Raw genomic sequence first — 12,462 nt, forward strand, 5'->3', positions numbered from 1 at the left:
TCAGGGGGCCGGGGCGGGGGCCGACGCGCGGCGCAGGGCGCGGTGGACGCCCTCGGGGGTGAGGACGCCGAGCGGGCGGCCGTCCGCGCCGGTGACCGTGAGGCGGCCGGTGTCGTGCTGGAGGAGGACGGCGAGGGCGTCCTTGAGGGAGGTGCCGAGCGGTACGGGGTCGGGGTCGCCGTCCGCCCTCCCGGGCCCGCCGGCCGCCGTGGGTTCCTTCGCCGGTACGGGGTCGAGGTCGGCCTCCGTGACGGGGGTGACGGCGAGCCGCTTGAGCCCGCGGTCGCTGCCGACGAAGTCCGCGACGTACGGGGTGGCGGGGGCGCCGAGGACGGTCGCCGGGGTGTCGAACTGCTCGATGCGGCCCTGTCCGTAGACCGCCATGCGGTCGCCCATGCGGACGGCCTCCTCGATGTCGTGGGTGACGAGGAGGACGGTCTTGCGGACGGTGGCCTGGAGCGCGAGGAACTCGTTCTGGAGGCGCTCGCGGACCACCGGGTCGACGGCGCCGAAGGGTTCGTCCATGAGGAGGACCGGCGGGTCGGCGGCGAGCGCGCGGGCCACGCCGACCCGCTGGCGCTGCCCGCCGGAGAGCTGCGCGGGGTAGCGGGAGCCGTAGACGGCCGGGTCGAGCCCGACGAGGTCGAGGAGTTCGGCGGCACGCGCGCGTGCGGCGGCCTTCTTCCAGCCGAGGAGGGCGGGGACGGTCGCGGTGTTGTCCAGGACCGTGCGGTGCGGGAAGAGCCCGACCTGCTGGATGACGTAGCCGATCTTGCGGCGCAGGGCGACGGGGTCGACGCCGGCGATGTCCTCGCCGTCGACGAGGACGCGGCCGGAGGTCGGCTCGACGAGCCGGTTCACCATCATCATCGTGGTCGTCTTGCCGCAGCCGGACGGCCCGACCAGGGTGACGAGTTCGCCCTCCGCCACCTCGAACGAGAGGTCGTCGACGGCGGTCGTGCCGTCCGGATACCGCTTGGTCACGTGCTCGAACCGGATCATGGTTCCCCATTCTGGCCCCTGGATGCCGGGGGTGTGTGAAGGGCGTGTTGCCGCATTGTGGCGGGTCTCGGGGATTGTCGGTGCCGGGGGTTAGGGTCGTCAGACACGCGTTCGGACGATAGGCGACCCGGGGGGAGGGACGGATGAGCGCACCGAACTGTCTGGTCACGAACGACTGGATCTGCGGCGAGTACCTGCGCTCGCGCACCGCGGAGTTGACCGACGCCACGCTCCAGCATGTGGGAATCACGGTCGCCTCCGTGCTGATCGCGCTCGCCGTCGCCGTGCCCCTCGCGCTGCTCGTCCGGGCCAGACCCCGCCTCGCGGGCCCCGTCCTCGGACTGACCACCCTGCTCTACACGGTGCCGTCGCTCGCCATGTTCTCCCTGCTGCTGCCCTTCTTCGGGCTGTCCTCGGCACTGGTGGTGACCGGCCTCGTGCTCTACGCGCTGACGATCCTCGTGCGGAACACGCTCGCGGGGCTCGCCGCCGTGCCGGCCGAGACCCGGGAGGCCGCGCGGGGCATGGGGTACGGCTCGCTGCGCCTGCTGTGGGAGGTCGAACTCCCGCTGGCGCTGCCGGTGCTGATGGCGGGGATACGGATGGCGACGGTCTCCACGATCGCGCTGACGACGGTCGGCTCGGTCGTCGGCCGCGGCGGCCTCGGCAATCTCATCGAGGACGCCCTGCCCACGTTCTTCAAGGCGCAGATGCTCGCCGCCTCGGTGCTGTGCGTGCTCCTCGCCGTCCTCGCCGACCTGCTTCTCCTGGGACTCCAGCGGCTGCTGACGCCGTGGACCCGGATACGGACCGCGCCGGGGGGTGGGTGAGATGGGCGTGGTGACGGACGCCTGGGGCTGGCTCACCACCGGCGCGCACTGGACGGGCGAGGAGGGGGTCGGGCAGCGCCTCGCCGAGCACGTGTACGTGAGCGGGGCCGCGCTGCTGATCGCCGCGGCGATCGCGCTGCCGCTGGGCCTCTGGCTGGGCCACCTCGGCCGGGGCGGGGCCCTCGCGGTGAACGTGTCGAACGTCGGGCGGGCGATCCCGGTCTTCGCCGTCCTCGCCCTGTTCATGGTGTCCCCCCTGCGGAACGCCGGGTACGTGCCGACCGTCGTGGCCCTCGTGCTCTTCGCGATACCCCCGCTGCTCACCAACGCCTACGTGGGGATGCGGGAGGTGGACCCGGCGGCGGTGCGGGCCGCGCGGGGCATGGGGATGACCGGTGGGCAGCTGTTCCGGCAGGTCGAACTGCCGCTGGCGCGCCCGGTGGTGATGACCGGGGTCCGGTCGGCCGCGGTCCAGGTGGTGGCCACGGCGACGATCGCGGCGATGGTCGGCCAGGGCGGCCTCGGCCGGATCATCACGGCCGGCTTCGCCACCTACGACACGGCGCAGGTCGTCGCGGGAGCGGTCCTCGTGGCCCTGCTCGCCCTCCTGGTGGAGGGCGTCCTCGTCGGCGCCGACCGGCTGTTCTTCCCGCGCGTCGAGCGACGGCGCGACCAACGATCCGAGCGGCTTGGCAACCGGGCAACCGGGCAAGAGCAACCGAGCAACTGAGCAGAAGCTGACTGGGGATGGGTGATCTCGTGAACAGGGTCTCGCGTATCGCGGGCGCGGTGCTGGGGACGGCGGCACTGACCGTCGCACTGGCCGCGTGCGGCGGTGACAGCCTGGAGGAGGGCAAGAAGAACGGCTCGGGAGGCGCCGGGGACGCGGACGCCTCCGGCGGCGGGAAGGGCTCGCTGGTGGTCGGCGCCGCCGCCTTCACCGAGGCCAAGGTGCTCGCCGAGCTGTACGCCCAGGCGCTGCGGGACGCCGGATACTCCGTGTCCATCACCACCGTGAAGAATCGCGAGCTGTACGAGCCGTCGTTGGAGAAGGGCGAGATCGACGTCGTCCCCGAATACGCGGCGACCATCGCGGAATTCCTCAACGCGAAGGTGAACGGGCCGAAGGCGCCCGAGGAGAAGCCGGTCGCCTCCGGGGATGCGGCGGCCACCGTCGAGGCGCTGCGGAAGCTCGCCGAACCGCGCGGTCTGAAGGTGCTCGCGGTCGGCGGGGCGGTCGATCAGAACGCGTTCGCGGTGACGAGGGAATTCGCCGAGAAGAACAAGCTGAAGACGCTTTCCGATCTCGGGGCGTCGAAGCTCAAGGTGAAGATCGCCGCCGGTGACGAATGCGCCGTACGGCCCTTCTGCGCCCCGGGCCTGAAGAAGACGTACGGGATCGACGTGACCGGGGTCGACCCCAAGGGCGTCGGCACCCCGCAGGCCAAGCAGGCCGTGAAGGACGGGGTCGACCAGCTGGTCCTGACGACCACCACGGACGCCACCGTCGAGAGCTACGGCCTGGTCTTCCTGGAGGACGACAAGAAGCTGCAGAACGCCGACAACGTGCTGCCCGTGGTCAACGCCGAGGACGCGGGTTCGCCCGAGATAGCCGCTGCCCTGGACAAGATCACCAAGGTGCTCACCACAGCGGATCTCGCCGAACTCAACCGCAAGGTCGATGCCGAGCGGGCGAAGCCGGAGGACGTCGCCAAGGCCTATCTGGAGACGAAGGGGCTGCTCAACAAGTAGCGCTCGGGCGGGGGGCGTCGGCTCGAAACGGAACCGGAACGGCGGATATCCACTTCCGGTGGCGAGAAGTGGCCAAGAGATTACCGGGCCGACGCCCCACACGACGCCTACGCACGGTAAATTTCAGGCCATGCCACGTGGACGCCACCGCCATTCCCCGCCTCTGCACAAGCTGCTGCCGCCCTCCGCGGTCGCCGGCGCCGCGGTCGTGTGCGCCGCGGCCGCCTGGCTGCCCGGTGACCTGATCGTCGTCCGGCTGCTCGCGGCCGCGGCGGCGGCCGCCGCCGTCACCGGTGCCGTCCTCATGCGCAGTTGGGACCGGAGCGCCGGACTGCGGGTCGCCGAGCTCGACCGCGCCCGCACCGCCGACCAGTGGAAGGCCGAGGAGCGGGTCGCCGAGCTGGAGTCCGACCTCGAAGAGGCCCGCGCGCTGCGCTCCCGGCTCGACACGAAGCTGCGCGCCAAGCGCGTCGAGCTGGCCGGGCTGCGCGGCGAGCACGCCGACCTGCTCCGCCGGTACGCCACGGCCGAGACCGAGCGGGCCAGCGCGCTGGAGGGCGCCCGCGTCCTGGCGCTGGAGTCCGGCGCGGCCGCCGAGGACGTCAAGGCGCTGCCCGCCGGCAGCTCCGCGCCCACGCCCGAGGCCTACCGGCGCGCCGCCCTGGCCCTGCGCGACCTGCCGCGCAACGCCGCCGCGCAGCACGCCCGCCGTACCGCCGAGGCCGCCCGCGCGCGGGACCTCGCCGAGCGGGCCCGGGAGACGGAGGAACCGCAGGGGAAGCACGCGGCGGCCGCCGGAACCGAGCACAGCCGCCCGGCCGCCTCCGCCCTCGCGCTCCCGCCGGCCGCGCCCGCCTCCCCGCGGGTCCCGGCGGTGCCGACGGCGTCCGCGATCGTCCCGTACGCGGCCCGCAGGCCCGTCGCCCGCCCCGAGGGCGGTTTCGACTTCTTCGGTACGCAGAAGGCGGCGGCCGCGATCGAGGCCGTGCAGCACACCGACCTCGCCGACGTCGTGGGCGAGGAGGTCCTGGAGGAGGCCCTGGCGGCGCAGGCCGCGCTCGGCGCCCCGCTCCTCACCCCGATCGGCCCCACGGGCACCCCGCAGACCCCGGCGCAGGCGGTCGGCCAGGTCATCGACCTGACCGCGCACGACGAGACCGAGCAGCTCGACGTGGCCGAGCTGCGCGGAGCGGTGAACTCGTGACCCACCGCCTCGCCGACCTCCCGGCCGGTGAGGCCGCGGGCCACCGCGACGAACTGCTCGCCCTGTGCGCCCAGGCCTTCTGCGGCGCCCCCTGGCACGAGCCGCCGCGCGGCGCGGTGCGCACCGTGGACCGGCTGCTCGACTCGGCGGACCGCCGGGACGACTTCACCGCGGTGGCCGCGCTCGACGCCGACGGCGCCCTCCTCGGGTTCGCGGCCGGCTGGACCGACACCGTGCTGACCGGCGCCGAGCCCGCCTTCGAACTCGCCGAACTCGTCGTCGCCCCCGGACACCAGGGCCTCGGCATCGGCCGCGGCCTCCACGACGCGCTCCTCGCGGCCGCCGCGCCCGGACCGGCCCTCCTGATGACCCTCGACGTACCGGAACTGACGGGCCGGTACGCCCGCTGGGGGTGGACGGTGGCGGACCGGCGCCGCCCCGGCCGGGAGGAGCGGGAGTACGTCGTGATGCGCCGGGAGCGCTGACCGCCGGGCTCCCCGCCGCCTGTCGAGCCACGTGGCTCCTTGTCGGGCTACTTGTCGATGTCGCCGACGACGAAGAAGAGCGACCCGAGGATCGCCACCATGTCCGCCACCAGCGTCCCCGGCAGCAGTTCCACCAGCGCCTGGATGTTGTTGAAGGACGCCGACCGGAGCTTCAGCCGGTAGGGGGTCTTCTCGCCCTTGGACACCAGGTAGTAGCCGTTGACGCCGAGCGGGTTCTCGGTCCACGCGTACGTGTGGCCCTCCGGCGCCTTGAGCACCTTCGGCAGCCGCTGGTTGATGGGCCCCGGCGGCAGCTCGGCCATCCGGTCCAGGCAGGCGTCCGCGAGGTCCAGCGCGTTGTGCGTCTGCTCCAGCAGGCACTCGAAGCGGGCCAGGCAGTCGCCCTCCTGGCGGACCGGGACCCGCAGGGTGTCCCTCAGTTCCCCGTAGGCCAGGTACGGCTCGTCGCGGCGCAGGTCGAAGTCGACGCCCGAGGCGCGCGCGATGGGCCCCGACACCCCGTACGCGTGGACCGACGCCGGCGACAGCACGCCGACCCCGCGGGTACGGCCCCGGAAGATCTCGTTGCCGAGGACGAGCCGGTCGTACACGTCCATCCGGGAGCGGACGTCGGCGACGGCCTGCCGGGCCCGGCCGAGCCAGCCGGCGGGCAGGTCCTCCTTGAGGCCGCCGACCCGGTTGAACATGTAGTGCATCCGGCCGCCGGAGACCTCCTCCATCACGGCCTGGAGCTCCTCGCGCTCCCGGAAGGCGTGGAAGACCGGGGTGATGCCGCCCAGTTCGAGGGGGTAGGAGCCGAGGAACATCAGATGGTTCAGGACCCGGTTCAGCTCGGCGAGGAGCGTACGGGTCCACACCGCGCGCTCCGGGACCTCCATGCCCAGCATCCGCTCGACGGCCATGACCACGCCGAGCTCGTTCGAGAAGGCGGAGAGCCAGTCGTGCCGGTTGGCCAGCATGATGATCTGCCGGTAGTCCCGGGCCTCGAAGAGCTTCTCGGCACCGCGGTGCATGTAGCCGACGACCGGCTCGGCCTCCCGCACGACCTCTCCGTCGAGCACGAGCCGGAGCCGGAGCACGCCGTGCGTCGAGGGGTGCTGCGGCCCGATGTTCAGCACCATGTCGGTGCTCTCCGCCGCGCCGCCGATGCCGACCGTCGTCTCCGTCATGCGGTCAGTATCCCCCCTGCCCCGGCGGCTCCGTCGCCCCGCCCGGGACCCGCTGGGTCAGCCACAGGAAGTCGCCGAGACCGCCGCGGGCCGTGAGCTCGGCGGCCTCCCCGGCGGAGGAGAGGGCGCGGACGTAGGCGGCGGGATCCGCGGAGGCGAGCGAGAGCGGCGGCCGGCCGCCGGACACCCCGAGCCGGCCGAGCGCCTCCCGCTGCGTGACCAGCTCGGCCGGGTGCCGCCCGTCCCCGCCGCCGGCCGCCGCGCACGCGTCGAGCGCCACGTGCGCCGTCAGGTCGCCGCCGCCGTCCGGGACCGGCGGGACCTCGCGGCCCGCCCGGAAGCCGGTCAGCGACCCGAAGGGCGGCCGGGTCTCCCGTACGTGCGCGTAGTCCACGGCGACCGCGCGGCCCGCCGCCAGCGAGGCCACCGCCGACGCCCAGGCCTCGTCGCGCGGCCGGCCGATCTCGGCCCGCGCCCCCGGCTCCGCCAGCGGCCACCAGCGGGCCAGCCACTCCGCGTCCGCGCCGGAGACCGGACCGCCGAGCCGCTCCGAGCCGTCCTCGCGCACCTCCACGTACCGGGCCGTGCCCGCGGCGTCCACCTCGGCCACGTCCACCGGCACGTTGTCGAGCCACTCGTTGGCGAAGACCAGCCCGCGCACGCCGCGGGGCAGCCGATCGGTCCAGACGACGCGCGGATCGAGCCCGGCGGGCCGCGGTGCCCGCTCGACGGCGTACGCCCGCACCGTGAGGCCGCCGGGGACGAAGCCGGGCGTGCCCGCGGGCACGCGGCCGGCGGCCCCGCCGCCCGGGGTGCCGCCCGGGGCGCGGTCGTGCGGGCCGCGCCGGGCACCGCCGGTGGAGCCGCCCGGGGTGCCGTCGCCGTCCGCGAGCGCGGCGAGGACGCCGGTCAGCAGCTCCCCGCGCCCGGCGCCCACGTCGACGAGGTCGACCTCGGACGTCCCCAGCTCCTCGGCGACCTCCGCGAGCAGCCGGGCCACCGCCCCCGCGAACAGCGGGGAGGCGTGCACCGAGGTGCGGAAGTGCCCCGCGGGCCCCTCGGGCCGCAGATAGAAGCCCCCCGGGCCGTACAGCGCCCGCTCCGTGGCCTGCCGCCACCCCTGCCACTGACACGTCTCATCCGTCACGCGCCCCAGTCTCCACCTCGGGGAGTACGGGTCCCGCGCCAAGGATCGACCCCACGGTTGATCCCTGCACCTTTCTCCCTTCCCTACTCTGGGTGACGTGCAGCGCCTTTACGACTTCATCCGCAGACACCCCACGGGCGTCGACACCTTCTGGGCGGTCGTCCTCCTGGGGTTCTCCATGCTGTGGGTGGTGTCGTCAGGGGGCGCCTCGGTGGGGGGCCACCCCGCCGGTTACGCCCTCGTGGCGGTGCTCTTCCCGCTGGTCGTCGCCCTGCGGCGACGTGCCCCGGAGAAGATGCTCCTCCTCTCGGTCGGCCTCGGTCTGGCGCAGCTCGCCTTCGGCCTCCAGCCCTTCCCGGCCGACTTCGCCATGCTCGTGATCATCTACACCGTCGCCGCGCACGACGGACCCCGCTGGGCGTCCCGGCTCGCGCTGGCCGGCGGGCTCTGCGCCGCGACGCTCTCCCAGCTGAGATGGCCGGCGGAGGGCCCGCAGTCGGGCCCCGCCCAGGTCTTCTTCACCGTCATCATGACCGTCCCGTTCGCGCTCGCCTGGGTCCTCGGCGACTCGCTCCGCACCCGCCGCGCCTACTTCGCGCAGCTGGAGGAGCGGGCCTCCCGGCTGGAGCAGGAGCGCGAGGCCCAGGCCAAGGTCGCGGTCGCCGCCGAGCGGGCGCGGATCGCCCGCGAGCTGCACGACGTCGTCGCGCACAACGTGTCGGTGATGGTGGTGCAGGCCGACGGCGCGGCGTACGTCATGGACTCCTCCCCGGAGACCGCCAAGCAGGCCCTGGACACCATCTCCACCACCGGCCGGCAGGCCCTCGCGGAGATGCGCAGGCTCCTCGGCATCCTGCGGACCGGGGAGCACCAGGAGGCCGGAGAGTACGTGCCGCAGCCCGACGTGAAGCAGATCGAGGACCTGGTCGAGCAGGTGCGGGGGGCCGGGCTGACCGTCGACTTCGCGGTCGAGGGGAGCCCCCGTCCGCTGCCCAGCGGCGTCGAGCTCACCGCGTACCGGATCGTGCAGGAGGCCCTCACCAACACGCGCAAGCACGGCGGTCCCGACGTCGGTGCCAGCGTCCGGCTGGTGTACTTCGACGACGGCCTCGGCCTGCTCGTCGAGGACGACGGACGGGGAGCGCCGCAGGAGATGTACGAGGACGGGGGAGCCGACGGCCGAGGCCACGGCCTGATCGGCATGCGGGAGCGGGTCGGCATGGTCGGCGGCACGCTGGACGCGGGCCCGCGCCCCGGTGGAGGCTTCCGCATCAGCGCCCTGCTCCCTCTCAAGCCCGCTCACTGACGACCCCGAAGGAAACTGATGTCCATCCGCGTGATGCTTGTCGACGACCAGGTGCTGCTGCGCACCGGCTTCCGCATGGTGCTGGCCGCCCAGCCGGACATGGAGGTCGTCGCGGAGGCGGGCGACGGGGTCGAGGCGCTGGAGGTGCTGCGCGCGACGGCGGTCGACGTGGTGCTGATGGACGTCCGCATGCCCAGGCTGGACGGGGTGGAGACGACCCGGCGGATCTGCTCGCAGCCGGACGCGCCGAAGGTGCTGATCCTGACCACGTTCGACCTCGACGAGTACGCGTTCTCGGGACTGAAGGCGGGGGCGAGCGGCTTCATGCTGAAGGACGTGCCGCCGGCGGAGCTGCTCGGCGCGATCCGCTCGGTGCACAGCGGCGACGCGGTGGTGGCCCCCTCGACCACCCGGCGGCTCCTGGACCGCTTCTCGCCGATGCTGCCGTCCTCGGGCAAGGAGCCCGAGCACAAGGAGCTGGGGCGGCTCACGGACCGGGAGCGCGAGGTGATGATGCTGGTCGCGCAGGGCCTGTCGAACGGCGAGATCGCCGCCCGTCTCGTCCTGTCCGAGGCGACGGTGAAGACCCACGTGGGCCGCATCCTGACCAAGCTGGGCCTGCGCGACCGGGTCCAGGTCGTCGTCCTGGCGTACGAGACGGGCCTGGTCCGCGCGGGCGGCGGCGCGGCGGGCTGAGCGGGCGGGGTGCTCCGCTCCGGCTGGGCCGGCCGGGGCCCGCCGGGCATCGGCCGGGCGGCCGCTAGCGGAGGACGCTCTCCAGGAAGTCGCTGCCGAGGCGGGCGACGACGGCGACGTCCAGCTGGTGCAGGACGTACCGGCCGCGCCGCTGGGTGGTGATCAGGCCGGCCTTCCGCATCACCGCGAGGTGCCGGGAGACCTCGGGGGCGGTGATGCCGTACGTGTCGGCCAGCTCGCTCGTCGAGTACGAGCCGCGGGCCAGGCTGCGGCACAGCCGGATCCGCATCGGGTGGGCGACCGCCTCCAGGCGCAGCTTGACCGTGTCGACGGGGGCGCCGCCGCCGAGGTCGCGGGCGGGCAGCGGGTACTGGATCACCGGCTGCCAGCCGGGGGTGTGCAGGGCGAACAGGTGCGGCCAGCCGAAGGCGGTCGGCAGGAACGTCACCCCGGTGCCCTCCGCGCTGGTTCGGGCCTGGGCCAGTTTGTCGACGACGATCCGGGAGCCCGCCGCGTCCTCCTCCAGGACCATCGCGGAGGACGCGTCGGCGACGGCCTCGGCCAGGCCCTTGCGGCGCATCAGCTCCGTCTTGTGGCGGGCGTCGGCGGCGAGCTGGACCTGGACCCGGCGCCAGGTGTCGGCGAAGAACGCCTCGTCGCAGTCCTCCAGGAGACGCCGGATCCACGCGCGCGTACCGGGCGGGTCGGCGAGCATCCGCTCCACGAACGCGGCCTGGCGCGGACCGCGCGCGGTGGCCAGTTCGAGCGCCCGCCGCCGCATCCCCTCGTCGACGAGGGGCGAGGGAGCGCCGTCGGAGTAGCGGCTCGCGCAGGAGATCTCCAGGGCCGAGCCCACGTACTTCTCGTCGTCCATGCGGTCGAGGTCGTCCAGCTCCTCGGCGAGGGTCGCGCGGGGCCGGGCGGGCAGCAGGATGTCGGACCGGGTGGACCGCCACATGAAGTCGGCCTCGTGCAGCCGGTCCGCCAGTTCGGGCTTCAGGGCCGCGGAGGTGGCGGTCGTCCAGGCGTGCAGCCGGGCGTGGTGCGCGGGCTCGGCGAGGGCGTGCAGGGCGTTGCCGAGCTCCGCCAGCGGCGAGGGGCAGAAGGTGATCCGCTCGTGCGGCAGTCCGGTGATGTCGATGGTCACGCTCACCCCCCTATGGTGCGGGGTGGCCCGGCGGAGCTGTCGTGTCGTTTGACGGCCCCCGTCAATCGACGGGCGCCGTTTGACCGCCCCCGTCAAACGACGGGTCACGGTGCCGGGCCGCGGCGCACGGTGGGGCCATGAACGCGCTGCATCAGTACCTCCTCGACACGTACCGCGCCGAGCAGCTCGGCGAGCCGGCCCCGCCGGCGCCCGGCACCCACGACGTCGCCGTGCTGCGGGCGGTCCGCGACCGGCGCCGCTTCGAGCGGGTCCTGGCGGGCCGGCCGGTACGGGGCGGCCTCCGGACCGTCCTGCGCCGGCTGCTGCGCCTCCGGGCCCGGGCCTGCTGACGGCTCGACGCGCCCCCAGGGGCGCTGACGGACCGACCGCGCCGCCCCGGGGCGCCCCGGACCGCCGGGCGCGGGACCGCGGTGGGCCGCTCTACCCCACCTTCGAGCCGCTCTGCCCCACCCTCGACAAGAACTCCCGCACCGCCTCCCGGACGTCCTCCGCCGTCCACTCCAGGCCCGCCTCCCCCACCGTCAGTTCCGTCAGGGCGACCCCCGGCGGGCCGCCCGCGCCCGGGGCGAACCAGCGGCGGAAGAGGACCGTGCCCGTCTCCTCGGTCTGGGCCAGGGCCGCCGCGGTCAGGGCCTCGGCCCCGTACGGCAGCCAGACCTGGAACTGGTGGGTGTGCGGAGTCTCCGGGTGGACCCGGAACCATCCGGTGCCCGCCTCCGCGAGCGCCTCCCGGACCGCCGCGGCCACCACGCGCGCGTGGGCCGCGTACGAGGGCAGCCTGGGCAGTTCCTCGTCCAGGCCCCGGAGCGCGGAGAGCGCCGCCGGGTACTGCTGGAAGACCAGACCCCCGTACCGGTGCCGCCACACCCGCGCCTCGGCCATGACGTCCTCGGGCCCGGCGAGCACGGCGCCGGACTGCCCGCCGAGCGACTTGTAGAACGAGACGTAGACGCTGTCGGCGAGTCCCGCGATCTCCGCGAGCGGGCGCCCGAAGTGCGTCGGGCACTCCCAGAGCCGCGCCCCGTCGAAGTGGACCACGGCGTCCCGCTCACGGGCCGCCTCCACCACCGCGGTCAGCTCCTCCCACGACGGCAGCACGAAACCGGCGTCCCGCAGCGGAAGCTCCAGCATCAGCGTCCCGAACGGCTCCGGATGGTCCCGCACCTCCTCGGCCGTCGGCAGCCGCGGGGCGTCGGTCGGGTGGACGGTGCGGAGCCCGGACACGGCTCCGAGCGCGCCGCCCTCGTGGACCTCGGGGTGGCCGAGCGGGTGGAGCGCGACGACGGGGCTGCCGGTCCGCCCGGCCCAGCAGCGCAGCGCCACCTGCTGGGCCATCGTCCCGGTGGGGAAGAACACGGCGGCGGGGAGGCCGAGCTCCGCGGCGACGCGCTCCTCCAGCTCCTCCACCGGGCCGTTCCCGTACGTGTCGACCGGTCCGTCGGCCCGGCCGGTGACCTCGGCCCAGTCGGCCAGCTCACGCAGGCGCGTGCCGACGGTGCCGTCCACCGACGTGTGCCACAGCTTCCGCCGGGCGCCGCCCCAGACCCTCGCCCGGTACAGCCGGGCCGCTTCCTCGTCCGCCTCCGCGGCGTTCGCCGGGTCCACGGTGCCCCCCTCGTCCACAGGTTCCATGGAGCGATCATCACACCACCGCCCACACCCTGTGGACAGCCACGGAGCAC

The 12,462-nt window shown here is 74.3% G+C and carries 13 protein-coding genes; 8 read left to right on the forward strand and 5 right to left on the reverse strand.

The window, feature by feature from the left end; all coding sequences use genetic code 11:
• Positions 1–1,002 carry an ABC transporter ATP-binding protein gene (locus ACF09E_RS24350; protein WP_392206986.1) on the reverse strand — a complete coding sequence of 334 codons (1,002 nt, stop codon included), beginning with the start codon at positions 1,000–1,002 and terminating at the stop codon, positions 1–3.
• A 143-nt stretch (positions 1,003–1,145) separates the two neighbouring features.
• Here ACF09E_RS24350 and ACF09E_RS24355 point away from each other — a divergent pair, with 143 nt between their 5' ends.
• From ACF09E_RS24355 to ACF09E_RS24375, 5 genes are all read left to right on the forward strand, one after another.
• A complete protein-coding gene (locus ACF09E_RS24355; protein WP_388801390.1) occupies positions 1,146–1,832 on the forward strand; it encodes an ABC transporter permease in 687 nt (228 codons plus the stop codon).
• Position 1,833: 1 nt separating this feature from the next.
• A complete protein-coding gene (locus ACF09E_RS24360) occupies positions 1,834–2,562 on the forward strand; it encodes an ABC transporter permease (RefSeq protein ID WP_392206988.1) in 729 nt (242 codons plus the stop codon).
• 17 nt (positions 2,563–2,579) lie between these two features.
• Positions 2,580–3,584, forward strand: a complete 1,005-nt coding sequence (locus ACF09E_RS24365; protein ID WP_392206990.1) for an ABC transporter substrate-binding protein — start codon at positions 2,580–2,582, stop codon at positions 3,582–3,584.
• A gap of 130 nt (positions 3,585–3,714) precedes the next feature.
• Positions 3,715–4,788 (forward strand): hypothetical protein, encoded by a 1,074-nt coding sequence (locus tag ACF09E_RS24370; protein ID WP_392206992.1) that lies wholly within the window; start codon positions 3,715–3,717, stop codon positions 4,786–4,788.
• Positions 4,785–5,273, forward strand: a complete 489-nt coding sequence (locus ACF09E_RS24375) for a GNAT family N-acetyltransferase (protein WP_392206994.1) — start codon at positions 4,785–4,787, stop codon at positions 5,271–5,273. Before ACF09E_RS24370 ends, ACF09E_RS24375 begins: the two co-directional genes overlap by 4 nt.
• Before the next feature lie 47 nt (positions 5,274–5,320).
• Here ACF09E_RS24375 and ACF09E_RS24380 read toward each other — a convergent pair whose 3' ends face one another.
• Positions 5,321–6,463 carry an NADH-quinone oxidoreductase subunit D gene (locus ACF09E_RS24380; protein WP_388801375.1) on the reverse strand — a complete coding sequence of 381 codons (1,143 nt, stop codon included), beginning with the start codon at positions 6,461–6,463 and terminating at the stop codon, positions 5,321–5,323.
• Positions 6,464–6,467: 4 nt separating this feature from the next.
• Positions 6,468–7,610, reverse strand: a complete 1,143-nt coding sequence (locus tag ACF09E_RS24385) for an SAM-dependent methyltransferase (RefSeq protein ID WP_392206996.1) — start codon at positions 7,608–7,610, stop codon at positions 6,468–6,470.
• Positions 7,611–7,707: 97 nt separating this feature from the next.
• On the opposite strand from ACF09E_RS24385, the gene ACF09E_RS24390 reads away from it, so the two are divergent.
• Both ACF09E_RS24390 and ACF09E_RS24395 read left to right on the forward strand, forming a co-directional pair.
• Complete coding sequence (locus tag ACF09E_RS24390; protein WP_392206998.1) at positions 7,708–8,916, forward strand: sensor histidine kinase; 1,209 nt, start codon at positions 7,708–7,710, stop codon at positions 8,914–8,916.
• An 18-nt stretch (positions 8,917–8,934) separates the two neighbouring features.
• The gene (locus ACF09E_RS24395; RefSeq protein ID WP_392207000.1) at positions 8,935–9,612 is read left to right on the forward strand and encodes a response regulator; all 678 of its coding nucleotides are present in this window, start codon (positions 8,935–8,937) and stop codon (positions 9,610–9,612) included.
• A gap of 64 nt (positions 9,613–9,676) precedes the next feature.
• Here the strand turns inward: ACF09E_RS24395 and ACF09E_RS24400 are convergent, their stop codons facing one another.
• Positions 9,677–10,759: a DUF5937 family protein gene (locus tag ACF09E_RS24400; RefSeq protein WP_392207104.1), complete on the reverse strand. Its 1,083-nt coding sequence runs from the start codon at positions 10,757–10,759 to the stop codon at positions 9,677–9,679.
• 137 nt (positions 10,760–10,896) lie between these two features.
• Here ACF09E_RS24400 and ACF09E_RS24405 point away from each other — a divergent pair, with 137 nt between their 5' ends.
• On the forward strand, positions 10,897–11,109 hold the full coding sequence (locus tag ACF09E_RS24405; RefSeq protein WP_392207002.1) for a hypothetical protein: 213 nt from the start codon (positions 10,897–10,899) through the stop codon (positions 11,107–11,109).
• Between the two features lie 91 nt (positions 11,110–11,200).
• On the opposite strand, the gene ACF09E_RS24410 is transcribed toward ACF09E_RS24405, so the two are convergent.
• Positions 11,201–12,412 carry a threonine aldolase family protein gene (locus ACF09E_RS24410; RefSeq protein WP_392207004.1) on the reverse strand — a complete coding sequence of 404 codons (1,212 nt, stop codon included), beginning with the start codon at positions 12,410–12,412 and terminating at the stop codon, positions 11,201–11,203.
• Positions 12,413–12,462: the final 50 nt, after the last annotated feature.

The sequence above is a fragment of the Streptomyces sp. NPDC014891 genome (assembly GCF_043081085.1).
Taxonomy (GTDB): Bacteria; Actinomycetota; Actinomycetes; order Streptomycetales; family Streptomycetaceae; genus Streptomyces.